The 24,171-nt window shown below is 60.9% G+C and carries 23 protein-coding genes and 2 tRNA genes; 8 read left to right on the top strand and 17 right to left on the bottom strand.

Annotation, left to right across the window (positions count from 1 at the left end; all coding sequences use genetic code 11):
* Positions 1-58 precede the first annotated feature (58 nt).
* Positions 59-145, top strand: a tRNA-Leu gene (locus HKN06_03105).
* Positions 146-150: 5 nt separating this feature from the next.
* Here HKN06_03105 and HKN06_03100 read toward each other — a convergent pair.
* The 10 genes from HKN06_03100 to HKN06_03055 form a co-directional block, all read right to left on the bottom strand.
* The gene (locus HKN06_03100; GenBank protein NNF60300.1) at positions 151-1,443 is read right to left on the bottom strand and encodes an adenylosuccinate synthase; all 1,293 of its coding nucleotides are present in this window, start codon (positions 1,441-1,443) and stop codon (positions 151-153) included.
* A 42-nt stretch (positions 1,444-1,485) separates the two neighbouring features.
* The gene (gene hflC, locus HKN06_03095; GenBank protein NNF60299.1) at positions 1,486-2,343 is read right to left on the bottom strand and encodes a protease modulator HflC; all 858 of its coding nucleotides are present in this window, start codon (positions 2,341-2,343) and stop codon (positions 1,486-1,488) included.
* Positions 2,340-3,473, bottom strand: coding sequence for an FtsH protease activity modulator HflK (hflK, locus tag HKN06_03090; protein ID NNF60298.1), 1,134 nt, complete (start codon positions 3,471-3,473; stop codon positions 2,340-2,342). The genes hflC and hflK overlap by 4 nt, the downstream gene beginning before the upstream one ends.
* Positions 3,474-3,494: 21 nt before the next feature.
* Positions 3,495-4,820: a GTPase HflX gene (hflX, locus tag HKN06_03085; GenBank protein NNF60297.1), complete on the bottom strand. Its 1,326-nt coding sequence runs from the start codon at positions 4,818-4,820 to the stop codon at positions 3,495-3,497.
* 17 nt (positions 4,821-4,837) lie between these two features.
* Positions 4,838-5,101, bottom strand: coding sequence for an RNA chaperone Hfq (gene hfq / locus HKN06_03080; GenBank protein NNF60296.1), 264 nt, complete (start codon positions 5,099-5,101; stop codon positions 4,838-4,840).
* Between the two features lie 112 nt (positions 5,102-5,213).
* Positions 5,214-6,131, bottom strand: a complete 918-nt coding sequence (gene miaA / locus HKN06_03075; protein ID NNF60295.1) for a tRNA (adenosine(37)-N6)-dimethylallyltransferase MiaA — start codon at positions 6,129-6,131, stop codon at positions 5,214-5,216.
* Positions 6,132-6,156: 25 nt separating this feature from the next.
* On the bottom strand, positions 6,157-7,878 hold the full coding sequence (gene mutL, locus HKN06_03070; GenBank protein ID NNF60294.1) for a DNA mismatch repair endonuclease MutL: 1,722 nt from the start codon (positions 7,876-7,878) through the stop codon (positions 6,157-6,159).
* Positions 7,879-7,909: 31 nt separating this feature from the next.
* Entirely contained in the window at positions 7,910-9,223 is a 1,314-nt protein-coding gene (locus tag HKN06_03065) for an AMIN domain-containing protein (GenBank protein NNF60293.1), read from the bottom strand.
* A gap of 112 nt (positions 9,224-9,335) precedes the next feature.
* On the bottom strand, positions 9,336-9,785 hold the full coding sequence (gene tsaE / locus HKN06_03060; GenBank protein NNF60292.1) for a tRNA (adenosine(37)-N6)-threonylcarbamoyltransferase complex ATPase subunit type 1 TsaE: 450 nt from the start codon (positions 9,783-9,785) through the stop codon (positions 9,336-9,338).
* A 4-nt stretch (positions 9,786-9,789) separates the two neighbouring features.
* Positions 9,790-11,274: an NAD(P)H-hydrate dehydratase gene (locus HKN06_03055; GenBank protein ID NNF60291.1), complete on the bottom strand. Its 1,485-nt coding sequence runs from the start codon at positions 11,272-11,274 to the stop codon at positions 9,790-9,792.
* A gap of 34 nt (positions 11,275-11,308) precedes the next feature.
* Here HKN06_03055 and queG point away from each other — a divergent pair, with 34 nt between their 5' ends.
* The 3 genes from queG to HKN06_03040 all read left to right on the top strand — a co-directional run bounded on the left by queG (position 11,309) and on the right by HKN06_03040 (position 14,337).
* Complete coding sequence (gene queG / locus HKN06_03050) at positions 11,309-12,370, top strand: tRNA epoxyqueuosine(34) reductase QueG (GenBank protein NNF60290.1); 1,062 nt, start codon at positions 11,309-11,311, stop codon at positions 12,368-12,370.
* A gap of 84 nt (positions 12,371-12,454) precedes the next feature.
* The gene (locus tag HKN06_03045) at positions 12,455-13,354 is read left to right on the top strand and encodes a polyphosphate kinase 2 family protein (protein NNF60289.1); all 900 of its coding nucleotides are present in this window, start codon (positions 12,455-12,457) and stop codon (positions 13,352-13,354) included.
* Positions 13,351-14,337, top strand: coding sequence for a GGDEF domain-containing protein (locus HKN06_03040; GenBank protein NNF60288.1), 987 nt, complete (start codon positions 13,351-13,353; stop codon positions 14,335-14,337). Before HKN06_03045 ends, HKN06_03040 begins: the two co-directional genes overlap by 4 nt.
* On the opposite strand, the gene HKN06_03035 is transcribed toward HKN06_03040, so the two are convergent.
* From HKN06_03035 to pcnB, 5 genes are read right to left on the bottom strand one after another with little or no spacing between them, the layout of a single operon-like run.
* Positions 14,334-15,185, bottom strand: coding sequence for a pantoate--beta-alanine ligase (locus HKN06_03035; protein ID NNF60287.1), 852 nt, complete (start codon positions 15,183-15,185; stop codon positions 14,334-14,336). The genes HKN06_03040 and HKN06_03035 overlap by 4 nt on opposite strands.
* Positions 15,186-15,189: 4 nt before the next feature.
* Complete coding sequence (gene panB, locus HKN06_03030; protein ID NNF60286.1) at positions 15,190-16,020, bottom strand: 3-methyl-2-oxobutanoate hydroxymethyltransferase; 831 nt, start codon at positions 16,018-16,020, stop codon at positions 15,190-15,192.
* 10 nt (positions 16,021-16,030) lie between these two features.
* Positions 16,031-16,678 carry a deoxynucleoside kinase gene (locus HKN06_03025; protein ID NNF60285.1) on the bottom strand — a complete coding sequence of 216 codons (648 nt, stop codon included), beginning with the start codon at positions 16,676-16,678 and terminating at the stop codon, positions 16,031-16,033.
* A 21-nt stretch (positions 16,679-16,699) separates the two neighbouring features.
* Positions 16,700-17,194: a 2-amino-4-hydroxy-6-hydroxymethyldihydropteridine diphosphokinase gene (folK, locus tag HKN06_03020; GenBank protein ID NNF60284.1), complete on the bottom strand. Its 495-nt coding sequence runs from the start codon at positions 17,192-17,194 to the stop codon at positions 16,700-16,702.
* The gene (pcnB, locus tag HKN06_03015) at positions 17,184-18,485 is read right to left on the bottom strand and encodes a polynucleotide adenylyltransferase PcnB (protein ID NNF60283.1); all 1,302 of its coding nucleotides are present in this window, start codon (positions 18,483-18,485) and stop codon (positions 17,184-17,186) included. Before pcnB ends, folK begins: the two co-directional genes overlap by 11 nt.
* Before the next feature lie 111 nt (positions 18,486-18,596).
* On the opposite strand from pcnB, the gene HKN06_03010 reads away from it, so the two are divergent.
* From HKN06_03010 to HKN06_02995, 4 genes are all read left to right on the top strand, one after another.
* Positions 18,597-18,671, top strand: a tRNA-Glu gene (locus tag HKN06_03010).
* Positions 18,672-18,801: 130 nt separating this feature from the next.
* Positions 18,802-19,641 carry a hypothetical protein gene (locus HKN06_03005; GenBank protein ID NNF60282.1) on the top strand — a complete coding sequence of 280 codons (840 nt, stop codon included), beginning with the start codon at positions 18,802-18,804 and terminating at the stop codon, positions 19,639-19,641.
* Complete coding sequence (locus HKN06_03000) at positions 19,638-21,593, top strand: hypothetical protein (GenBank protein ID NNF60281.1); 1,956 nt, start codon at positions 19,638-19,640, stop codon at positions 21,591-21,593. Before HKN06_03005 ends, HKN06_03000 begins: the two co-directional genes overlap by 4 nt.
* Positions 21,590-22,039, top strand: coding sequence for an RDD family protein (locus HKN06_02995; GenBank protein ID NNF60280.1), 450 nt, complete (start codon positions 21,590-21,592; stop codon positions 22,037-22,039). Before HKN06_03000 ends, HKN06_02995 begins: the two co-directional genes overlap by 4 nt.
* Here HKN06_02995 and lptG read toward each other — a convergent pair.
* Complete coding sequence (gene lptG, locus HKN06_02990) at positions 22,008-23,075, bottom strand: LPS export ABC transporter permease LptG (protein ID NNF60279.1); 1,068 nt, start codon at positions 23,073-23,075, stop codon at positions 22,008-22,010. The genes HKN06_02995 and lptG overlap by 32 nt on opposite strands.
* Positions 23,072-24,145, bottom strand: a complete 1,074-nt coding sequence (gene lptF / locus HKN06_02985) for an LPS export ABC transporter permease LptF (protein NNF60278.1) — start codon at positions 24,143-24,145, stop codon at positions 23,072-23,074. The genes lptG and lptF overlap by 4 nt, the downstream gene beginning before the upstream one ends.
* Positions 24,146-24,171: the final 26 nt, after the last annotated feature.

Genomic DNA, 24,171 nt, shown 5'->3' with positions numbered 1-24,171 from the left:
AAAGACGTCGCTGTGTGATAAAGTGCGCGCCTTCCGCCGGCAAGCTGCCGGTCACCATGCCCAGGTGGCGGAATTGGTAGACGCGCATGGTTCAGGTCCATGTCCACGCAAGTGGGTGGAGGTTCAAGTCCTCTCCTGGGCACCATCCCCTCAGGAATACGGGTCGTCGAGCACGATGGTCTCGACACGGTCGGCCCCGGTCGAAATGACTGCAATCGGTGTTTCGCACAGCTGCTGCAATCGCTCCAGGTAATCACGGGCGTTTTGCGGCAACTGCTCGTATTCAGTAAGACCGGCAGTTGAATCCTGCCAGCCCGGCATATCTTCATAAACCGGCGACACCTCCGCCATGCGCTCCGCCCCGGTCGGCGGCGTGTCGACCACTTCGCCGTTAATAGAATAACCAACACAGATGCGCACCGTGTCCAGCCCGTCGAGCACGTCCAGCTTGGTTACGGCAAGCGATGCGACCCCGTTATTGACGATTGCCCGACGCACGCCGACCGCATCGAACCAGCCGCAACGACGCGGTCTGCCGGTGGTCGCGCCAAACTCGGCGCCGACGCGTGCCAGATGTGCGCCGGTATCGTCTGACAACTCGGTCGGGAAGGGCCCGCTGCCAACCCGCGTCGTATAGGCTTTCACCACACCGAGCACGTGCTCGAGAAACGCCGGTCCCATACCGGTACCGGTTGCGGCACCCCCGGCGGTGGTATTTGACGATGTGACGTACGGGTAAGTGCCATGATCGATGTCGAGCATCGCGCCCTGTGCACCTTCATACAGGATACGGTGCCCATCGGTGTAATGTCGGTGCAGCCGGCCGGTCACGTCGATACACAGGGGCTCAAGCTCGGCAGCCATCGCCAGGTAACTTTCCAGTGTTTCCTGAAAGTCGACCGCCTCGGTGCGGAAATAGCTTTTCAGCACAAAGTTATGAAAATCCAGCGTCTCGCCCAGGCGCGCAGCAAACTGCTCGCGATGAAACAGGTCCGCAACACGCACTGCACGCCGCGCCACCTTGTCTTCGTACGCCGGCCCTATACCCCTGCCGGTCGTGCCAATGGCCTTGGCGCCACGGGCATTCTCGCGGGCGCTGTCCAGTGCCAGGTGCGACGGCAGGATCACGGGGCAATTCGGGCTGATACGCAGACGCTCGCGCACTGCCACGCCGCGCTGCTCCAGCATCTGCACTTCCTCAAGTAACGCCGGTGGGGAAAGCACCACGCCGTTGCCAATAAGACACTCGACATTGCTGCGCAGGATGCCCGACGGCACCAGATGCAGCACAGTCTTGTCACCGTCGATTACAAGCGTATGACCCGCGTTGTGACCACCCTGAAAACGCACGACCGCATCAACGCGCTCGGTGAGCAGGTCAACAATCTTGCCCTTACCCTCGTCGCCCCATTGCGTGCCGATGACGATGACACTCTTAGCCATAGGTCAGCATACCGCCACGTTCACTCGTGGAAATTTCCAGCGTCAGGGTCCGGGTTGATTCAGGTACTTGAAAAAGTCGCTATCGGGCTCGAGAACCATGATATCGGAACCAGTCGTCAGAGCTCGCCGATACGCCTCCATGCTGCGGTAGAAGGCGTAAAATTCCTTGTTCCTGTTGTACGCATTGGCGTAGATCTCGGCCGAACGAGCATCACCCGCACCGCGAATGCGTTCCGCATCACGATAAGCTTCAGCAAGAATGATAGTGCGCTGCCGTTCAGCATCAGCCTGGATGCGCTCGGAAGTTTCCTCACCTTCAGCGCGAAGCAGCTTTGCTGTCCTGCCCCTCTCCTGCCGCATCCGGTCGTAGACGGAACCGGATACCTCGTCGGGAAGATCGATACGCTTGACCCGGACATCGACGATGTCCACCCCGAGCTGCTGCGCGATACCCCGTGAGGCAATCAGCATGTTATCCATCAGCTCGGAGCGCTCGGCGGAAACGACTTCCTGGATCGTGCGCGAGGCAAACTCGTCTTTCATGCCGGCGGTGACAATTTCGATCAGCCGCGCCTGCGCCAGGCCTTCGGAACCGCCGAATGACCGGTAATACTGCGAAGCATCGATGATGCGCCACTTGATAAAAAAGTCCACCAGCACAAACTTCGTTTCACCGGTCAGAAACCGTTCCGGGCGATTATCGGAAGTCAGGATCCGGTCAGGAAACTTCACCACGTTGTTAACCGGCGCAAACCATTTGAGGTAGACGCCAGGCTCATAGTTAGTCTCGACGATCTCACCAAACTTGAAACGCAGCGCAAGGTCGCGTTCGTCAACGATAAAAATGCATTGCCAGACAACCAGTGCAACGGCAACGAGTGCAAAAACCAGTATTCTCATCGCTCCCCCCTGGTCCGTGCTGACTCGCGCGCTCGTGGGTTTTCCGGGCTGTTGGCGCGCGCTGATGAGCCACCGCGATCGATAGAGTCGACCGAGGCAGATCCTTCGCGCTGCCGATCCAGCAGCTTGTCCATCGGCAGGTACAGCAGATTGCCGCCGCTGCTGTCAGAATCAATCAACACCTTGCTGTTGGCCGCGAGCACTTCCTCCACGGCCTCGAGGTAAAGCCGCTGCCGCGTGACTTCGGGTGCTTTCTCGTATTCGGTGAGCAACGATTCAAATCGTGCTGCTTCACCTTCCGCGTCGGCGATCACACGTTCGCGATACGCCTCGGCTTCCTGCATCTGCCGGGCGGCCGCGCCACGCGCACGGGGAATAAGGTCGTTTGCATACGCCTCTGCGGCCAGCCTGAAACGGTCCTTGTCCTCGCGCGCCTTGGTGGCGTCATCAACAGCCGCCTGCACCTCGGGTGGCGGCTGTGCGCGCTTGAGGTTGAACTGCGTAACGACAATACCGGTGTTGTAAAGGTCCAGCGTTTGCTGCATCAGCTCGCTGGCATCTTCAGCAACTTTCGGCCGGCCGTCGCCGAGTATGTAGTCGGCCCTGTTCTTGCCAACGACTTCACGGATGGCGCTTTCAGCGACATCTTCAACCGTCATCTCGGGCCCGCGCACGCTGAACAGGTAATCCCTTGGCTCACCACGCCGATACTGCACATTGCCCTCGATGAACACGATGTTTTCATCGCTGGTCAGCATCTGGTTGCGGTAATCGTAATTTTCGATCTGCGCTATGTTGACCTTCTCGATGGTCTCGACAAGCGGGATGCGGAAATGCAGACCGGGTGGCGAGGTACGATTGTAGGCGCCAAGCCGCAGCACCACGCCCTGCTCCGGCGCGTCGATACGATAGGCGCTGAGTAAAAGCAGACCGACAAGCAGCGCCACAAGGAACAGCAACAATGTGGGACCGGTGCCAGCCGCCCCGCCGCCGCCACCACTGCCGCCGCCGCCAAACAAGCCACGCAGCCGCTGCTGCATGCTCCGCACGAGTTCATCGAGGTCGGGCGGTCTTTGTTGACCGTTGCCACCCCACGGGTCGCGTCCTTTTCCAGGTTCGTTCCAGGCCATTAAGATTCCGCTTTGAGTTGGTTAGCCGGCTGCAGCGCCGGATTGTAGAGACCAGTCACCAGCGGCACAAGAATCCGCCAGTAGCTGATCAGCATCGAGACCAAGGTTACTGCACAATTGCTGTAATCGTCCCGTGGCGATGACGATTTCAAGGTGCTGCGCACCATCATCATCTGTGGTTTCCCGTCTCACGACGCCTTCGGCATACAGCCGGGCGCGCAGTTTTCCGGCCTCCGGGGGGATACGCAGCACCAGGTGCGCCTGACCGGCAACCAGGACATCGGCTATCACCCCGAGCAGCATGTCGATACCGCTGCCCTCCACGGCCGACAGCCATACCCGGCGAACCGCACCGTCGCTATCGCGATCGACACGCGCCTGTTCCCCGGTGAGATCGATCTTGTTGTAGACCATGATCTGCGGCACGTCTCCGGCGCCAATGGCCTCGAGCGTCTGCTGCACCTGGACGATTCGCTCACCGCGATTTTCGTCACCGGCGTCAACCACGTGCAGCAGAAGATCTGCATTGCGGGTTTCCTGCAGCGTCGCGCGAAAAGCAGCGATCAGTTCGTGAGGAAGATCGCGCACAAATCCGACGGTATCAGCGAGCAACGCATCACGTCCGTGCGGCAGCTCCAGCTTCCGCAGCGTGGTATCGAGCGTAGCGAACAGCTTGTCGGCTGCGTACACCTGCTGATCGGTAAGCTGGCTGAATAACGTGGACTTTCCGGCATTGGTGTAGCCGACCAGCGACACCGTCGCCAGCCCGCCGCGCCCGCCACGCTGCTGGGCGCGCTGCACCTCGATCTTGTCGAGGCCACTACGCAACGCACGGATCCGGTTGGCAAGCAGCCGGCGGTCAGTTTCCAGCTGTGTTTCGCCCGGACCGCGCAGGCCAATGCCGCCTTTCTGCCGCTCCAGGTGAGTCCAGCCGCGCACCAGCCGCGTTGAAAGGTGTCGCAGCTGTGCAAGCTCAACCTGCAGCTTGCCTTCATGGCTTTTTGCCCGCTGGGCGAAGATATCCAGTATCAGGCCGGTACGGTCCAGCACGCGACACTGGAACAAACGTTCCAGGTTTCGTTCCTGGCTCGGTGACAGCGTTCGATCGAAGATCACCAGCTCGATATTTTCCATCGCAATGACGTCACGCAGCTCGGCGGCCTTGCCACTGCCAATGAAGTACTTCGGATGCGGGGCATCGCGAACTGCGTTGTACTGCGCTATCGGCCGGGCACCGGCCGATACAGCAAGTTCATTCAGTTCGGCTACCTGATCACGCGGCACCGGCGCGCCAATTCCGGTATTTACGAGTAGCGCGCGCTCGCCCGCGCGGGGCCGTTCAAACAAATTGAGCGTCTCCCGGACTACTCATCAGCGCTGTCGTCGGGCGCATCTGCGTTCTCACCATCCGGCATCGGCAGCCGGACATTGCGCGCAGGCACAACCGTCGAAATCGCGTGCTTGTAGACCATCTGGCTTACGCTGTTACGCAGTAGCACAACAAACTGGTCGAATGAATCAATCTGCCCCTGTAACTTGATGCCATTCACCAGGTAAATCGACACCGGGACCTTCTCTTTCCTCAATGTATTGAGAAACGGATCCTGCAAGGTTTGCCCTCTCGCCATGTGGGTCTCCTTATTAGCTGGTCTGGTTTTTTATGTCCGTATCAGACGGGCAGCCGGGCATCCTGCGCCGGACTCCGCCCGCCGTTGCGGAGCGACAACAACGGGACGGATACTACGCGTACCGGGCGGCCCGCACCACCCGCCGGGCCAGGCGATGCAGCTGCTGCCTGGCCGCTTCACCGTTTGGGTCAATCCACACCACACCGGGTTCGGCGCGCAACCAGGTCAACTGGCGTTTCGCCAGCCGCCGCGTCGCCACCAGTGCCCTGCGCCCCGCCTCGTCGCGTGAGCACTCGCCCTGCAAATGCTGCCAGAACTGACGGTAGCCCACTGCCCGCACCGCCGGGAGTTGCGGGTGCAGATCGCCGCGTTCGAACAGGTCGCGAACCTCGGATATAAAATCTTGTTTTATCATGTGATTAAGGCGTGTTTCGCAATTCTGGTAGAGGTTGGAGCGCGACGGGCACCAGGCCACCCGGTAAAAGGTTTCGGCCGCCCCGGGCACCCGACGCTGCTGCTGCAGGTCGCTTATCGGGGTGCCGGTCTGGCGATACACCTCCAGCGCCCGCTGGATCCGCTGGGCATCATTGGGGTGGATGCGCCCGGCCGCCACCGGGTCCACCGATGCCAGTTCCCGGTGCAATGCCGGCCAGCCGTCCGCGACAGCTGTGGCGTCAATTTCCTCGCGAATGCGCGCTGATGCCCGCGGCATGCTGGCAAGCCCCTCCGCATACGCGCGGAAATACAGCAGCGTACCGCCGGCGAACAGCGGCACCCGGCCTGCGGCGCGAATCTCCCGTACCGCCTCCGCCGCATCGCGGGCAAAGCGCCCGGCCGAATAAGACTCATTCGGTTCAACAATATCAATCAGACGGTGCGGTGCACGCGCCAGAGTCTGCCGATCCGGCCTGGCCGTCCCGATATTCAACCCTCGGTACACCAGTGCTGAATCGACGCTGATTATTTCAAAGGGAAAGTTCTCCACCAGGTCGACGGCAGCAGCGGTCTTGCCGGCTGCAGTCGGACCCATGAGGAACAGACTGGCTGCCACGTCGTTACTGCCCGCGCAGAAACAGACGGTCGAGCTCAGCCATGCTCAGGCGGGTCCAGGTTGGACGCCCGTGATTACACTGGTCAGCACGCGGGGTTTGCTCCATCTGGCGCAGCAACGCGTTCATTTCCGGAAGTGTCATCTGGCGATTGGCGCGCATTGAACCGTGACAGGCCATCGTCGCCAGCAGGTGATCGCGATGCTGCGCAAGTCGCGCTGATCGGCCATGCGCGGCAATGTCGGCCAGCGTGTCACGCACGAGTTGTTCGATATCGCTGTTCACGAGCATTGCCGGCACAGCATGCACACCGATTGAAACCGGCCCGCTACGCGAGACGTCCATACCCAGTTCTGCAAACAGCTCCGCATTTGCCGCGGCCAGCTCCGCCTCGGACTCGGCGACGTTGATGGTGATCGGGACGAGCAGAGGCTGTGCTGCCAGCGAACCGGCGCTGACAGAGCTTTTCAGTTGCTCGTAGACAACCCGTTCGTGCGCCGCATGCATGTCGACAATGATCAGGCCGTCCGTCGTCTGGGCCAGGATGTACACACCGTGAATTTGCGCTACCGCGCTGCCAAGCGGCAGCGCTGACTGCTCGTCAGAATTTTCCGCCGGTTCGATGCTCTCAAGCAGCCGGGCGTAGCTTTCTATCTGTTCACGCACCGGCAAGCCCTGCTGTACCGGCTGTGTCCCGGTTATTCGTGCCGGGCCGGCTACCTGCCCGGCCGGTCGGGTTGTTGCCAGCGCCTGCTCAACCGTGCGACTGACAAAATCGTGCACCGTGCGGCCATCACGAAAGCGCACTTCATGCTTGGCCGGATGGGCATTGACATCCACCTGTTGCGGATCCATTTCGAGATACAGCAGGTAGGCCGGGTGACGGCCATGAAACAGCACATCGCGATAGGCGTGACGCACGGCGTGGCGCACCAGCTTGTCAGACAAGGCGCGGCCGTTGAGATAGAAATACTGCAAATCCGACTGGCTGCGTGAAAACGTCGGCGCCGCAATCCATCCCCACAGGCGCAGCCCCGCAGCGGCGTGATCTATATGCATTGCGCTGGCAATGAACGCGTCGCCGCAGACCGCTGCTACCCGCCGTTCCTGCTCCATACGGGTTGGGGCCGCCGGCAGGCGCTGTGCCTCGCGACGGTTGTGTTGCAACGAAAAATCCACGTCAAACCGGCTCAGGGCAAGGCGGCGAAAGGTCCGGTCCAGATGACCGAATTCGGTCTTTTCGGTACGCAGGAACTTTCGCCGCGCCGGCACATTATGAAACAGGTCGCGCACCTCCACCGATGTACCGTGTGGATGGGCAATCGGGACCGGCTCGCCGAGCCGGCCGCCGTCGGCAACAACACGCCAGGCGGATTCTTCACCGGCCATGCGGGAAGTCAGCTCCAGCCGTGACACCGATGCCATCGATGGCAGTGCCTCGCCGCGAAAACCCAGGCTGGCAACGGCATCCAGGTCATCAAGCGTCGTGATCTTGCTGGTTGCATGACGCGCCAGCGCCAGGACCAGCTCGTCCGGCGCAATCCCGGCACCGTCGTCGCGAACGGTGATACGGCGCAAGCCGCCGGCCTCGATCTCAACGGCTATTCGTGTCGCGCCCGCGTCCAGGCTGTTTTCCAGCAGTTCCTTCAGCACAGAAGCAGGCCGCTCGACCACTTCGCCTGCAGCAATCTGATTGACGAGGTTTAACGGCAGTTCACGGATAGGCATGCCGGTAGAATAACCGACACAGATTTGCAGTTCAGCGAGCCAGCGGGATGGCCAGCACCTGGCCGACTCTTATCACGTCACCATGCAAATCGTTGGCGCTGCGGATTTCCTGCATTTTTACCTTATAGCGGGCCGCTATCTCCGACAGCGTTTCGCCACTGCCAATCACGTGACGGTAGGCCAGATCGCCATCTGCACCCCGCGCCTGCGCCAGCTGCGTGCCCGGCGGCGCATTACGCGCAAAGTAACCACGGATGCCGCGCATGATTGCCGCAGCAATTTTTTCCTGGTAAGCGGCGTTTAGCAACCGCTTCTCTTCCTCGGGATTGGAAATAAAGGCTGTCTCAACAAGCAAGGAAGGGATATCCGGTGACTTCAGCACAAGGAAGTTGGCCTGCTGTACTTCTTTTCGTCGCAGGTCATTTATCGCGCCCAGTTCATCGAGCAGAAAGCTGCCCGCATTTAAACTGGAACTGATCGCGGCATTCTGCGACAGGTCGAGCAACACCGATGCAAGCAGGTCGTCCTTGTCATCGAGCGATACACCACCGATCAGGTCGGCAGCGTTTTCCCGCTCTGCCAGCCAGCGTGCCGCCTCATCGGTCGCGGCGCGTTCGGATAATGCATAAACCGAGGAACCATGCGCGCGCCTGTCCTTGAAGGCGTCGGCATGTATCGATACAAAAAAGTCTGCACGCTGGTCGCGCGCCTTCTGCCACCGATTGCGGTGGGTGAGAAAATAGTCGCCGTTGCGAGTGAGCATCGCGCGCATACCCGGCTGCGCGTTGATCTGCTCGGCCAGGCGACGCGCGATTTGCAATACGACGCTCTTCTCGCGTGTGCCGCGTCGTCCTATTGCGCCGGGATCTTCGCCGCCGTGGCCCGGGTCAATCGCCACCAGGACCTCGCGTCTCTGCTGCGCAATTACAGGTGCCGCTGATCTTGCAGCCTCACTACCCTGCGGGAACAGGTCGATCACCAGTCGGTGACCGTAGACATCGTTGGGGGGAAGAATCACGCTGCGCGGCTGTATGGCGTCGACCGACAGATCCAGCACCACACGCAGATCACCACCGTCGCGTTTACCGCTGCGAATCCGCGTTACGGCACCAGCGCCGTCGGGCATGGCGGAAGCCGCCAGCCGGGCCTGGGTCAGGTCGACGACTATTCTGCTCGGGTCACGCAGGTGAAAAATGCGGTGGTCGGCCGGCGCGTCCAGGTCCATCACCACCCGGGTGCTGTCGGGCCCCGCCCACAGCCGTACGGCATTGACCGAAACACCGGCCCAGGCAGTCAGCGGCATCAGTGCCGCGCAGATCAGCAGTGAGCGAACGCCAGCGACCATATCTCCTGCACTTACGGGAGTGATTTAACCTAATTACTTGGAGAATTTAGCCTCACACCCGGGCTGATTTCAAGGCTTTTTTATTAAAAATAAGGAAGATATGGCGGAATGTTCACTGGGCTTCTATTTCAGCACCCAGCGATGTGGCGGCGGTCACGACCAGGCTGCGGCCGGCTTCGTGATGGGCGAGCGTCACCAGCAGGTCGGCTGGTGGCAGGCCGGCGCCGCGGTCGGGCCACTCGATCAGCCAGATATGGCCGCCCGCGTCATAGTCGCGTAACCCCAGTGATTCCGCCGCGGTGCCCGCAGCGATCCGGTACAGGTCGGCGTGGACCGCAGTCGCAGCAGCCGTCTGATAGGTTTCAACCAGCGTATAGCTCGGGCTGCGCACATGCCCGCTGACGCCCAGTGCGCGCAGGAAACCGCGCACCATCGTAGTCTTGCCTGCGCCCAGATCGCCTGAAAGGTAGATCCTGAAAGCACGCTCTTTCGGAAGATGCGGCATTACGGCCGTGGCGAGTTGCGCTCCGGCCGCGGCGGTTTCTGCTGCATCACGCAGCAGACGGTCAGCTGAGGTTGATCCAGGCTGCAATGTGTTTGAACAGGTCGCCGGCTACAACGCCTCGTTCGCCGCGACGAGCCGCATCATCGCCGGCGCTGGCATGAATGAATACACCGCAGCGTGCCGCCGCGGTCAGGTCGCCACACTGGGCTGCTACAGCGGCAATGATCCCGGTAAGCACATCACCCATGCCGGGGCTGGCCATACCCGGGTTACCGCGGTCGCAAATCCAGGCCGCCTCGCCAACATGCCCAACCAGGCTGCCTGCCCCCTTCAGCACGATGGTGCCGCCAAATTTTTCCAGCAGGCGCGCCACCGCCGCAAACCGGTCATGTTGAATCTCGCTGGTGGTTGTGCCCAGCAGGCGTGCCGCTTCCCCCGGGTGCGGCGTCAGCACCCAGTCGTCGCGTTTCACTGGCTGGTCGGCCAGGAAATTTAACGCATCGGCATCGACTACCTTGGGTTTATCACTGGAAAGAACAGCATCCAACATTTCCTGCGACCAGTTGTCGCGGCCGAGACCGGGACCGACAGCAATGACGTCAGCCATATCCAGAAGCGGGTCGAGCTCCGCACCCTGGCTGACTCCACGACACATCAATTCGGGCTGTGCCGATATGGTCGCGCTGACGTGCTCCGGCTGCGTGGCCACGGTTACGCGTCCGGCGCCGCTATACAAGGCTGCAGATGCCGCCAGAATGGCCGCCCCACCCATACCTCGATTGCCGGCAACAACCAGCACATGACCATGTTGCCCCTTGTGTGCGGTGCGCGCTCGCGGCGGTAGCGTCTCAATAACATGAGACTCGGCGATACGGCGGCCGGCACAGGGCATACGCTGTGTCAGCTTGGCGGGAATACCGAGACCATCGAAAACGATTTTCCCAACATGGTTGATGGCATCGCCGCTGTAGAGCCCCAGCTTGAGCCCGACAAAGGTGATCGTCATGTCAGCGACAATGCCGGCCCCCATCACACGCCCGGTATCGGCGTGCAGCCCCGTCGGAATATCCAGCGAAAGCACCTCGACCGGCGACGCGTTCACGGCTTCGACCAGTTCGCGCGGTTTGCCCTCCAGTGGACGCGCGAGTCCGGTTCCGAGGATCGCATCGACAATAACGTCCGCGCGCAGGAGCATGTCCGGCTCCCAGTCCGTTACCGTGCCGCCCGAGGCGTGATAGGTCTCCCAGGCAATGCGCGCATCGCCGACGAGTTTTTCCGGATCGACCAGTGCCGCGACTGTCACCTGCATACCCTTTGACCGCGCGATGCGAGCGAGCACATAACCGTCGCCGGCATTGTTGCCCGCGCCGCACAGCACCAGTAATTGCCGGGATCGCGGCCAGCGCCGGCGCAGCGTACGAAACGCGGCTTCGCCCGCCCGGTACATTAGCGTATAGCCGGGAATGCCCAGTTCGTCGATGGCGAGGCGATCCAGCTCTCGCACCTGGGCGGCGCGGTATATTCTTACAGGCAGTTTATTGGTCATGACCGTCCATTATAGACAGACCACTGGAATTTCGATGCCCGTAAATGTGGACAACTTTGCCAGCCTTGGCGACAGCATTCGCCGCTGGGCAACCGAGCTGGGATTTCAGCAGACTGGATTTGCCGGGATTGATCTTGCAGCGGATGAAAAAGCATTCCAGCACTGGCTGCAGCTTGGCTACCACGGCACGATGGATTACATGCAGCGCCATGGCACGCGGCGCTCACGGCCCGCCGAGCTTAGGCCCGGCACGGCGAGCATCATTTCCGTGCGGATGGATTACTGGCCGCAGGACGCGGCGGATGCCGACACTGTCCTGCAAACCCCGCAGCTGGCCTATATCTCCCGCTATGCGCTCGGACGCGATTACCACAAGGTAATGCGCCGCAGGTTGCAGCAACTGGCCGACAGGATTACGGCAGAGGTTGGCCAGTTTGGCTACCGCGTTTTTGTCGACAGCGGCCCGGTGCTGGAAAAGCCCCTGGCACGCAATGCCGGGCTTGGCTGGATCGGTAAACACACCAACCTGATCAACAGCCAGGCCGGCTCGTACTTTTTCCTCGGTGAGTTACTCACCGACCTGCCGCTACCGCCGGACTCCCCGGCAACCGAACACTGCGGCAGCTGCCGCGCATGCCTCGACGCCTGCCCGACTGATGCCATCGTTGCCCCATTCAGGCTGGATGCACGCCGCTGCGTCTCCTATCTCACCATTGAATTGCGTGGCCCCATCCCGGTCGCCCTGCGACCGCTGGTCGGCAACCGGGTTTTTGGTTGTGACGACTGCCAGCTGGTGTGCCCCTGGAACAAGTTTGCCCGCCCGACTGACGAAGGTGACTTCCGGCCTCGTCACGGGCTCGATGCAGCCGGGCTGGTCGAGCTGTTTGGCTGGACCGAGCAGGAATTTCTCGACCGCACCGCTGGCAGCCCGATCCGCCGAATCGGCCACGAATGCTGGCTGCGAAATATCGCCGTGGCGCTCGGCAATGCACCAGGCACCGAAACTGTCGTGGCCGCTTTGCGTGGCCGGGCGTCGCACCCGTCAGAGCTGGTGCGCGAGCATGTGGCCTGGGCCCTGGAACGCCACGGTTTTTAGCGATTCAGCGGCTGGCGGGCCGGCCGAAATGAGAACTGGGTCTTTGGCAAAACGGGCCAAATTTAACCATAATTCCGATCCTGTATGCCCAAATCAGTGCTGAAGAAATTCGTGGCTGCGCCCAGCCCTCACCTGGTGCCGTTCGATGGCAGCTTTCGCGTGGCTGACAGTCACACAACGCCGCCGGTTGACTGGCTGCTGAACAAGAAACAGGCGCGCAAGGAGCTGGACCTGCAGATCAGTCAGCTGCGCGACCAGCAGCGCCGGCTGTATGCGCATAACGAGTGGGCCGTGTTACTGGTCTTTCAGGCGATGGATGCGGCCGGTAAGGACGGCACCATTCGCCACGTGATGTCAGGAATAAACCCTGCCGGTTGCCAGGTGTTTTCGTTCAAACAGCCATCGGCTGAAGAACTGGATCATGACTTCCTGTGGCGCACCACGCGACGGCTGCCGGAGCGCGGGCGCATCGGGGTATTCAACCGCAGCCACTACGAAGAAGTCCTGGTGGTGCGGGTACACCCCGAGTACCTGAAATATCAGCGCATACCCAACATGCCGCCACTGAACCGGCTTTGGCGTGACCGTTACAAGTCTATCGAACAGCATGAACGGCACCTGGCCCGTAACGGCACGGCAATAATCAAGTTCTGGCTCAATCTGTCGCGCGATGAACAGAAAAGGCGATTTCTCGCCCGGCTCAACGATCCGGACAAGAACTGGAAATTCTCGATGGCTGACGTCGAGGAACGTGAGTACTGGTACGACTACATGACTGCATACGAGGACGCAATCAATGCCACGGCACGGCCGTGGGCGCCCTGGTATGCCATCCCGGCCGACGACAAGAACTACATGCGGCTGGAGGTCGCGCGGATATTGCTGGCGACGCTGGAGGGCCTGAATCTCAGCTACCCGGAGGTCGAAGGCGAGCAACGCGCGCGATTTGATGAAATGCGCGAGCGGCTGGAGAGCGAACAATGAAACCTGGCGTAACATCGGACTCGCAGAGAATACGTCAACCGTTTTACGCTGACCCGCGTTTTGCGGCGCTGCGCCTGCTGCGCGGTGTCAGCCCTGAATCAATCGAACTAAATCTAGAGCATTGCGAACAGCGCAGCCTGCGCGCTGGCGAACTACTCCTGGCACCGGACATACCCAATACCAGTGTCTACGCAATCCTGAGTGGCAGCCTGACGGTTCACCTTGTGAGTGAACAGGAGGCACCGCTAACCACGCTGCAGGCCGGATCCTGCGCCGGCGAAATGTCGATCATCGACAATCAGCCACCTTCCGCGTGGGTGCGGGCAGCCGAGGATACCCAGCTGCTGGCACTCGACCAGGCTGCCGTGTGGGAAATGATCAATACATCGCATGCTTTTGCCCGCAACCTTCTGGCAATCCTGTCGGAGCGCCTGCGCGCTGACAATGAGCTGATTGCTGACAGCGAAGGCGTACTGCGGCAGTACGAACGCAACGCAATGACCGACGCGCTGACCGAATTGTTCAATCGTCACTGGATGGAAGATATGTTTCGCCGCAAGATGCAGCGTTGCGAAATAGATGGCCAGGACATTTGCCTGGTAATGCTCGATGTCGATTACTTCAAACCGTTCAATGACCTGCACGGTCACATTGCCGGTGATCACGCGCTGTGCACAGTCGCCGATGCGCTGCGCCAGTATTTCCGGCCAACCGACATGATCGCGCGCTACGGTGGCGACGAGTTTGCCGTAATGCTGCCGGATACCGATCTGAACCAGGCGCTGGAAATAGCCGAACGGGTTCGCGCATCCATCGGCGGCAACCCCGGTGAACGAACCGGTCCGGAGGATGGCGCCGGCGTGACCGTATCAATCGGCGTTGCCGAGCGCTCCCCGTCAGACACTCTGGAAGTACTGATCAACAACGCCGACACGGCGCTTTATCGTGCCAAGCTGGCCGGACGCAACTGCGTCGCCCACTAGGCCGGCAACTGCACCTGCTCGTTATCTATCAACCGGGCGCCGCCAAGCACCGCGGCCGCAAGCACGACGACTCTGCGAGTCTGCTCATTGGGCTCACGCAGGTCGTCGGCATCCCGAACCTCGATGTAGTCCGGCTTGAAACCGGCCTCGCGTAGCTGCGTCGCTGCCGACTGGCACATTTGCCGGAAATCACGCCGGCCGTCGCCGATATCGTTCGCTATCGACGAAATTGCCCGGAACAGCAGCGGTGCGACCTCGCGCTGTTCAGCATCCAGGTAGCGATTACGCGAACTCATTGCCAGGCCATCGTCCTCACGTACCGTCGGCTGATCGGCAATATCGACGGTCAGGTCGAGGTCTCGCACAAACCGCCTGATCACTGCCAGCTGCTGGAAATCCTTCTGGCCAAACACAGCCACATCCGGTTGCACGATATTGAGCAGCTTCAATACCACCGTTGCCATGCCGTCGAAATGCCCCGCCCGGTGCGCGCCACAGAGCACATCGCCCAGCGCGCCGACCGTCAGGCGTGTTGATGATTCTCCGTGCGGATACATTTCATCGGCAGTTGGTGCGAACAGCAGGTCGCAGCCAACGGATAATAGTGCCGCCTGATCATCCTCCAGCGTACGCGGGTACGCGGCATAGTCCTCATCAGGTCCGAACTGCAGAGGGTTGACGAAAATACTGGCAACAACCCGATCACCCAGGCGCCGAGCCGTGCGCACCAGGCTGAGATGGCCGGCATGCAGGTTCCCCATAGTGGCAACAAATGCAATACGGGAACCGCGGCAGCGCCAGGCGTGAACCTGTTCGCGCAATGCAGCTATCGTCTCGACAGTATGCAACTGATCAGCCGAAACAGTGCTCGGGGGCGGGATAGCTGCGATCCTTGACCGCGGCAACATAGCGATGCACCGCGTCGGAGCAGTCTTTGGCGCCCTCCATGAAGTTCCTCACGAAACGTGGCGTACGACCGAGCGTGATATCCAGTATGTCGTACAGCACGAGAATCTGGCCGTCGACGTCGGGGCCGGCACCAATTCCGATTACCGGTACTTCCAGGGTCTCGCTGATGGCCTTGCCCAACTCGTTTGGAATGCACTCGAGCAGTACGATGTCAGCACCGGCATCTTCCAGCGCACGGGCGTCGTCTATCATCCCTTGGGCAGCTGCGGCGTCGCGGCCCTGCACCTTGAACCCGCCAATCTTGTGCACCGACTGCGGGGTCAGCCCGATGTGGGCACAAATCGGGATGTCGTTGGCAGCCAGCGCTCGCACGACGTTCAGCTGATTGACGCCGCCTTCGAGCTTGACCATCTTTGCGCCACCTTCCTGCATCAGCCGGGCAGCATTGCGCAGCGCCTGGTCGCGGGTGGCATAGCTCATAAACGGCATGTCGGTGATCAGAAAGGGGCGCCACAGGCCACGCGCCACTGCTGCCGAATGATAGACCATCGCATCCATGGTTACCGGCACAGTAGTGTTGTGTCCCTGGATGACCATCCCGAGTGAATCGCCAACAAGCACGACGTCAACGCCTGCCAGATCGACCAGCGCGGCAAAACTGGCATCGTAAGCAGTGATGCAACTGATGGGTTCGCTGGTTGCCCTCATTTCTCGCAAAGATGACAGCGTGACCGGCGGCGTTTCCTGCGCCCGTTTTCCGAGGTGTTGATACATCGCTATCCCCTTAGTTGAATTCGGCGGGACCAGGATTGAAAAAATGCCGACCCGGACGCAGCCCGCGCAACTGCTCCAGCAGCGTGGCATAGCCGCTGTCAGTATTAACCAGGTCGATCTGCCCGGTGTTGACGATCAGCAATGAGCTACGGTCGTAATGATGAAAAAAGCGGGCGTACGCTTCACTGACACGCTCCATGTACTCGCGTGTAATACCCTGTTCGTAGCCAATACCACGCGTTGCTATACGCTTGAGCAGAATTTCGGCCGGCGCCTGCAGGTAGACCACCAGATCCGGGACCGGCGCGTCTATTGCCAGTTTTTCGTACACCAGGTCGTAAAGCGCCAGCTCGTCGTCGTCCAGATTCAGCTGCGCGAACAGGCGGTCTTTTTCCAGCAGGAAATCTGTTACCCGCACCGGTTCGAACATGTCGGCCTGGCGCATGGCCTGGTACTGGCGTGCCCGCTGAAAAATAAAATAAAGCTGGGTCGGTAATGAGTAACGGCGCGGATCACGGTAGAAGCGCTCGAGGAACGGGTTATCCTGCGGCTCTTCCAGCACCAGCTCGGCATCAAAACTGGCAGCAAGCCGGCTGGCCAGCGTCGTTTTGCCGACGCCGATCGGGCCCTCAACGGCGATGTATTTCGGTTGCCACATAATTCTAAGTCGTTTCCCGCCTTACAACCGCCGCAGCCCGGTGCTGTCCAGATGCCGCAGTACCGAGGCCACCCGGCGCCCGTCAGGCAGACGCAGTGCCGGAGCCAGTTCAGTCAGGGGTTGCAGCACGAATACCCGCTCGCACATACGCGGATGTGGCAGCGTCAGCTCCTCCCCCTCACGTACCGTATCACCGTAGAGCAGGAGGTCCAGATCAATTGTCCGCGGGCCCCATTTTTCCGTACCGCGTATCCTGCCATGCTGCTTTTCAATCGCCAGCAGCGCGGTCATGAGTGACAGCGGCGCCTGTTGCGTCAGCATTGCCGCGACTGCATTGACATAATCCGGCTGTTCCGCCGGTCCCAGCGGTGCCGAGATATAAAGGGACGATTGTGCCGCCAGCACAGTCTGCTCCAGCCCCGCCAGCGCTGACAGCGCCCGTGCCACCTGCTGCTGCGGATCATCGAGGTTGCTGCCGAGGGCGATGTAGGCCGGTAACCAGCGCTCAGCCTGCATCGGGTACCTGGTCACCACGCGGTCGGCGGCGACGCGGGCCACGACGCCGTCGGCGTGAGCCGCCCTGGGGCGAAATGTTTACCGCTTCGGCCTGCTCGTCAGGACTCATTGTCTGCAGCTCGGTCCAGAACTGCGCCAGATCAGGATCCTCTTCGCCGGCTGCCACTCGCAACAGCATCAGGTCATAGGCCGCACGAAAACGCGGATGATCCAGCAGGCCGAGCGCACGCTTCCCGGAACGACGAGAGAAACGCGCCTGCAGGCAGATGATCTCCCTGATCGGAGCACCCAGGCGGCGCGGGATTGCCACATGCTCCTGCTGCTCGCTCAGGATCTCGTCCGTGGCGCGATGGAGCCAGAACACATCGCCATGCCGCTCATTGCGGATCGCCGCTACGCGCTGTGTAACCGGCCCCCACAACATGACGGCGTACATAAACACCGGCGTAATCGATTTGCCCACGGCAAAACGTTCATCAGTGTTTTCCAATGCCTGTGTCAACAACTGCCGAAATGAAGCCGCCCCTTCCATTTCCATGACGGCGACGGTTGCCGGAAACAGGTGCTGCAGCAAACCGTATCGCCCCAGCAGGTCGAAGGCACGCTGTGCCGACCCTGACATAAACAATTTGATCGCTTCTTCGAACAGCCGCGCCGGTGGCACATCACCCAGCGCTGGCGCCAGCACGGTCAGCGGCGCTGCCGTGTCGGGATGCATGTCGAAACCCAGCTTCGAACTGAATCGCACGGCACGCAGCATGCGCACCGGATCTTCACGATAACGCTCTTCGGCATCGCCGATCATTCGCAGCACGCCGGCCGCGACATCCTTCATCCCGCCTGTGTAATCCCAGATCGAAAAATCGGCGATGTTGTAGTACAGCGCGTTTGCGGTGAAATCACGACGCCACACATCCTGGCCGATACTGCCGTAAATGTTGTCACGCAGGATCCGGCCAGCGGCGTCGGTTTCCACACCCACTTCGCCGTCACCGCGAAAAGTCGCTACTTCGATAATGTCGCGGCCGAAGTGGACATGCGCGAGGCGAAACCTGCGGCCGATGAGACGGCAGTTGCGGAACAGGTCACGCACGTCGTCCGGATGGGCATCAGTGGCCACGTCGAAGTCTTTTGGCTCATGCCCCAGCAGCAGGTCACGAACTGCCCCGCCGACCAGGAATGCCTGGAAGCCGGCCCGGTGCAGCCGATTGAGCACCTTCAGGGCGTTACGTGAAAAACTGGCGCGTGAAACCGTGTGTTCGGATCGCGGGATGATATGAGGCTCTTTCAGAGTACCTCCGGAAGCCTTTGTTTGACGGAAATAATTGTCTGGAGCCGGCCCAAAACGGTCCGTATAATAGCACCCTCACCGCGTCGGGCCATTCCACAGCGGGCAAGGCCAGCTCCCTTCGTCTAGCGGTCAGGACATCGCCCTCTCAAGGCGGGAACACGGGTTCGAGTCCCGTAGGGAGCGCCAATCCGGCATTGAACCTGGCCACGCGCAGGCAATCCAACCACCTGTGGGCCATGCAACAGTGCTTTTTCGAATACTGATCCTCGCGCTCTTCCTGCCGACATGCCTTGTGGCAAGGGCGGAAGTTGCGCCTGTGGCCCGCGCTGCGGCGCTGGCGGCAAAGGCCGAGGTCTCGGTCGATTCCGAGACCCGGCTGTGGCAACTGGTGCAGCAGCTGGGCCGGCAGGAAGAAACCATCGACGCCCGGCAGCTGCTGGAACAGCTTGCACTGCGGCCGCCGCAGGTTTTTGTCAGGCATGAGGAAGGCAATGCCATGGTTCCTCAGTCCGATGTCGGAGCAGCTGCCAGGTTCGCATTGCGCGAGTGGGATCGGCGCAATGCCGGCCGGGCTGCATTGCGTCACGCCCGCTCAGGTGATCAACAACTTCTGGATAATTATTTTGCCGGCGGTGCAACAACCCGCGCGGGAATAATCGATGCGGTCAGAGCGATGCCTGCAAAATACCTGCCGGTATTTTCCCATGAAGTCGAGGCACGCCTCGGCGACGATGATGGCGCACTGGCAGCCGAATTTGCCCACGCTCTTGCCGATAGCAATTTATACGTCAAGGTCCTAGCGCAAAGCCGCAGTGATGTTGCCATCAGCGCGCTGAACAGACTCACAAAGACCCTCGATGCGCCAGCGGCGCTGGCGGTCCTGAAAACAGCCCTGCAGCGACCGGAAATAGCCTCTGCCGCCGCATTCGCGATCGGCCGCCTGCGCCCGCAGCTGGCAGCGGCAGACGAGTTGATGTGGCGCCTGCTGGCGGATCGCACCCTGGGCGCAACCGCGGCCGCCATCCTGGCGCGTGAGGCAAACCGTCATACCCTGGCCCGGCTTGAGGCCATTGCCGGACAAACCGATAACTGGTGGTTGCAACAACGCGCCCGGCTGGCGCTGCAGCTGGCGGGCAATAGCCGGGATAAGCGATGAGATCACGCGTTGCGTTGCTTTTGCTATTGCTGCCGGTGACCGCAAACGCGGTTTGCCAGTTTGACCAGAGCGGCACTATCAGTAACCCGGACGATCCGGCCTGTCGCGACTCCCAGTTTGTCTACACGGAAAACGACAACAGCAGCGGTAATCTCGCGCTGGGCTATGCGCCGCCGATACCGGTCGATTCACTAACCGCAGTCAGCGGGTTTCGCAGCTACGGCGCGCTGTACGCACGCCACCAGGACCTGTTGCTGACCGAACCCTCGGTTGCGGGGCAAATTGTCGGGCAGACCCGTTCAGGTCGCGACATCTGGGCCTATGTGCTGGGCGATCCGGATAACGTCTCGGCCGACGGCAGCCTGGAAGGCGCCGCAATCATTAATGGTGGCATTCATGCGCGTGAATGGCAGTCACCGGAGGTGGTCACCGAAATTTTCGAGCAGCTGGTCGAGCTGTCAGGGGACGGCAGCATTGGCCAGTTCCTGCATGACAATTTCAATGTGGTTCTGATCCCGGTCCTGAATATTGATGGCTTTATCCAGACACAGAACTTTCCTACCCGGGTGACAGCCGATTTTCGCCAGCCGCGTGACGGGCGCATGCGGCGCAAGAATATGCGCAGACCGGCGGGCAGTCTGGTTGATGAAGACCTCGATACTACGGACGACAGTTTTTTTGGCGTCGACCTCAACCGCAACAGCGTCTACGGTTTTGCCCTGAACGGCGGGTCCAGCAACAACAGTATCAGCCTGGTTTATCGTGGCAGCGCTGCATCATCCGAGCCGGAGATCCAGGCCCTGCGCGCTGCAACGCAGCTGGGGCCAGCTGATCGGCTGCGTCTGGGCATCGACGTCCATTCCTTTACGCAAATCTATTTCACGCCACAAACCGGCAACACGCGACGCGATTCAATTACCGCCGACCTTGCTAACCGCATGCGCGCTGTCACCGGTTTCAAGTATCGCTATGGCCCGGATCCGGCCGGCTCGCTGGGCATTGGAACAGTCGCAGACTACTTCGCCTACGAATTCCAGATCCCGGCCTGGACACTGGAAGTCGAACCGCGTAATGGCGGCCAGGATTATGGCGGAAGCGGCGTTTCACACAGTGGCTTTGTCCTGCCGGACGGTGAGATCGCACGAGTGCGCGATGAAATGGCGCGGACTCACCTGCTCGGCTTTTACCGCCAGGCCGGGCCACCCTTTGTCAACGCAATACAAATCAAAAACCTGACACGTGACGAGGTTGTCTACGATGCAAGATGGCTGGCCGACGGCGACAGTCGCCGACTCCAGGTCGATGTGTCGCGCGCGCTGGTGCCAGCGGAAGATCACCGCATCTGGGTTGGATTTTCCAAGCCGATGCGCTGGTTCGACTCAAACGATTTGCCAGCTGATTATCCTGGCCAGGCAAGCAGCGCAGAACAGCTCGAAATGGCGACTACCGACTCTGCGATCGCCTTTTTTGCCGATGTGACGTCCAGCAGCTGGCTGGACCAGCCGGGTGGCGCACCCGATGGCTACCAGAACTGGCGTGGTGATGCGTTCTCGGTAGAGCTGCCGTGGTCGCAAACGCCAGCGTCGGCCTCCACGCCCACAGCTGCAACCGTGCAACTTGCACTGACGGATTTCGCGCAAATGCAGCTGGATGCAAACCCGGCGACACCGGTGGACTGGAACAGCGGGTACTGGAATGGCTATGAAGACTCGGCACTGCAGCCCGGTGATGTGGGTGGTGCCAATTGTTCTTTTGTGATTTATTTTGCGAACGACCCGGACGCTGCCGCCCCGGCGGGCCAACAACCCACCTGCAGTGCGTTTCGCGCTGCGACTGCCCCGGCCCCTGCCCCGCCTGCACCCGCACCGACCCCGCCGCAAGCGCCATCCGGTGGCGGCGGCAATGCACTGTGGCTACTGGCAACAGCCCTGCTGCTGCGGCGCGCGCGGTGACAAACACCACGCCGCCCGGTTTGCTGCGCCGGCTGGCCGCGATCTGTTATGACACGCTGATTCTGGCGGCGGTTTTAATCGCGGCGACGGCAGCAGCACTGCTTTTCACCCGCGGCAATGCTATCGAGCCTGGCACGCTGTGGTACCAGGGCTATGTGGCGTCTATAGCGCTGGCCTACTATGCGGGTTTCTGGCGATTTGGCGGCCAGACCATCGGCATGGTTGCGTGGCGCCTTCATGTTGTTGCCGCCAACGGCGACACAGTGACATTTCTGCAAGCAATATGGCGGGCCCTGCTGGCAGCAGTGTCGTGGCTTGCGGCAGGGCTCGGATTCTGGTGGGTGCTGATCGATCGCGAAAAACGCGGCTGGCACGACTTGTTGTCGGGTACCCGGCTGGAATGGACCGGTGGTATCAACGCACCCGGGCCAACGCCGCCAGCGTGATCCCCAGCAATGTAATGGTAGGCAACCAGGCCGTCAGTGCCGGATCCAGGCCCAGCACTGCACCACTGTTGGCTACCAGGCGATTTATCAGGAAATAGCCCGCGCCGATAAGGATGCCCATAAACATGCGCTGGCCGGTACCCGTGCTGCGTAACGGACCAAAAACAAACGGCAGGGCCAGCATGGCCATCACCACAATAGATACCACCGTGGCGATTCGTGACCAGAACGCCATGATATATCTGTCAGCATCCAGCCCGTTGGTGCGCAGATAGTTGATATAGGCATACAGCCCCCGGCTGGCCAGGCTGTCCGGGTCTACAACAGAGAGCCCAAGCAGCCCGGGGCTCAATGCCGTTTGCTGCGCCAGCCGTGACTTTTTCTCAGCCTGCAGCCGATCGTCGAGAAATTCCGTCTTGCGCGAATCATCCAGTAACCAGCGACCCTGCTCGTCAAAGCTGGCGCTGCGTGCCTGCACCACGCTTTGCAAACGGCGCTCTTCATCAAAGGTAAAAACGTAGATACCACCTGCGCGATCACCTTCCATCAGTTGCTCGATGTTGATGACCACGTTGCCATCGCGAATCCAGCCACTCTGACCTTGCGCCATGCTCAACTGGTTGTGCAGCGCCATGGTCCGGTGCCGCTTGGCGTATTGTTCGGCCGGCGGCGCTATCAGCTCACCGAGGGCAACCGCTAGCAACACGATGGCGATGCCACCCAGCATCACGCTGCGGGCAAGCCGCCACGGTGACACGCCGGCTGCGCGCATGACGATCAGTTCGCTGTGCGACGCAAGGTTGCCAAGTCCCAGCAACGCACCAAGCAGTGTCGCAATTGGCAGCATCCAGTAGGTCATCGACGGCAAATTTAACGCGACAAAGGCGATGGCATCGGCTGTTTGGTAGCTACCCTGCCCGACATTGTCGACCTGGCTGATAAAACTCACGAAAGAATTGAGTGCCAGCAGCACGAGCAGCACCATCAATGTCCCGCGGATTACTGCCCCGAGGATGTAGCGGTCCAGCGTACTCATACAGCCACCCGTTTTGGTTTGCGCAGCCGCAACTCACGCCAGTACAGCACCCCGGCAGCTGCAGCCAGCAGTGCATGCACCGGCCACATTCCGACCAGCGGCGGAAGTTTGCCCTGCTGGATCCAGACCTGCGCCGCACCGAGCAGGTTTGCGTAAACCAGGTACACCGCCACGCCTATTGCCAGCCTGCCGTACCGGCCCTGACGCGGCCGCGTACGCGCCAGTGGCACCGCAAGCAAGCCCAAAAGCATCGCGCTTATCGGCGCCGCGATACGCCAGTGCAGTTCCGCGGCATCGGCAGGCCTGCTGGAGCCGAGCAGCTGGCTGGTGGGCAATGCCTCCCGCTCGAGCGCCGTCGCCGACGCCTCTCTGCGGGCAACGGGAATACCGTGCTCGCCAAACCGGACGATTCGAAAATTGACGGTGCCCGGCTCTCCTTCGTAGCGACGACCGTTGCGCAACAGCACGGTTGTCTCGTCTGCATTGCGGATTACCTGCCCAGACTCTGCGACGGCGACCTCAATGCTCTGCCCGCGTCGACGCTGCAGGAATACATTACGCATGACGCCGTCTTCGTCGACCCGCTCGGCATAAAACACAACGCCGTTATCCGAACGAAAACGGCCCGGCTCCAGTGCGCCGAGCCCGGCCTGCTGTTTTGACTTTTCCGTAATCACCTGTGCCTGTCGCGCGGCCCATGGTGATGCATACATCGACAACCATGCCAGCAACATCGTCAGGATCAGTGAAACGACAAATACAGCGCGGTAGACCCGCAGCGGGCCAATGCCGCAGGCATTTATGGCCGACATCTCGCTGTCCATGTACAGGCGGCCCAGTGCCAGCATCACCGCAAGAAACAAGCTGACCGGTACCAGCACCGTCAGGTAGGTAATCGAGGTCAGCCCGATGATCTGGAATACTGCGTCGCGCGGCAGCTTGCCCGCCGCCGCATCGCCCAGCACCCGTGCAAACTGGTTGCTGAGCAGGATAAACAGCAGCACGACCGTAACCGCCAGCCATGCGGAGAAAACCTCGCGGGTCAGATACTTGTTGATTATCGAGCGCAAAAGCCAGGTTCCACAGGAAAGGGCCT

This window comes from Gammaproteobacteria bacterium, from assembly GCA_013003425.1.
Lineage (GTDB): Bacteria > Pseudomonadota > Gammaproteobacteria > Steroidobacterales > JABDKV01 > JABDJB01.
The sequence above is the reverse complement of the archived record's forward strand: the minus strand, read 5'-3'. Positions and strand labels throughout refer to the sequence as shown.

Bases quoted from the DNA above. Each gene is read 5' to 3' on its own strand.
- HKN06_03100 (NNF60300.1), bottom strand. From the start codon at position 1,443: ATGGCTAAGAGTGTCATCGTCATCGGCACGCAATGGGGCGACGAGGGT.
- hflC (NNF60299.1), bottom strand. From the start codon at position 2,343: ATGAGAATACTGGTTTTTGCACTCGTTGCCGTTGCACTGGTTGTCTGG.
- hflK (NNF60298.1), bottom strand. From the start codon at position 3,473: ATGGCCTGGAACGAACCTGGAAAAGGACGCGACCCGTGGGGTGGCAAC.
- hfq (NNF60296.1), bottom strand. From the start codon at position 5,101: ATGGCGAGAGGGCAAACCTTGCAGGATCCGTTTCTCAATACATTGAGG.
- miaA (NNF60295.1), bottom strand. From the start codon at position 6,131: ATGGGTCCGACTGCAGCCGGCAAGACCGCTGCTGCCGTCGACCTGGTG.
- mutL (NNF60294.1), bottom strand. From the start codon at position 7,878: ATGCCTATCCGTGAACTGCCGTTAAACCTCGTCAATCAGATTGCTGCA.
- HKN06_03065 (NNF60293.1), bottom strand. From the start codon at position 9,223: ATGGTCGCTGGCGTTCGCTCACTGCTGATCTGCGCGGCACTGATGCCG.
- HKN06_03055 (NNF60291.1), bottom strand. From the start codon at position 11,274: ATGACCAATAAACTGCCTGTAAGAATATACCGCGCCGCCCAGGTGCGA.
- queG (NNF60290.1), top strand. From the start codon at position 11,309: ATGCCCGTAAATGTGGACAACTTTGCCAGCCTTGGCGACAGCATTCGC.
- HKN06_03045 (NNF60289.1), top strand. From the start codon at position 12,455: ATGCCCAAATCAGTGCTGAAGAAATTCGTGGCTGCGCCCAGCCCTCAC.
- HKN06_03040 (NNF60288.1), top strand. From the start codon at position 13,351: ATGAAACCTGGCGTAACATCGGACTCGCAGAGAATACGTCAACCGTTT.
- panB (NNF60286.1), bottom strand. From the start codon at position 16,020: ATGTATCAACACCTCGGAAAACGGGCGCAGGAAACGCCGCCGGTCACG.
- HKN06_03025 (NNF60285.1), bottom strand. From the start codon at position 16,678: ATGTGGCAACCGAAATACATCGCCGTTGAGGGCCCGATCGGCGTCGGC.
- folK (NNF60284.1), bottom strand. From the start codon at position 17,194: ATGCAGGCTGAGCGCTGGTTACCGGCCTACATCGCCCTCGGCAGCAAC.
- HKN06_03000 (NNF60281.1), top strand. From the start codon at position 19,638: ATGAGATCACGCGTTGCGTTGCTTTTGCTATTGCTGCCGGTGACCGCA.
- lptG (NNF60279.1), bottom strand. From the start codon at position 23,075: ATGAGTACGCTGGACCGCTACATCCTCGGGGCAGTAATCCGCGGGACA.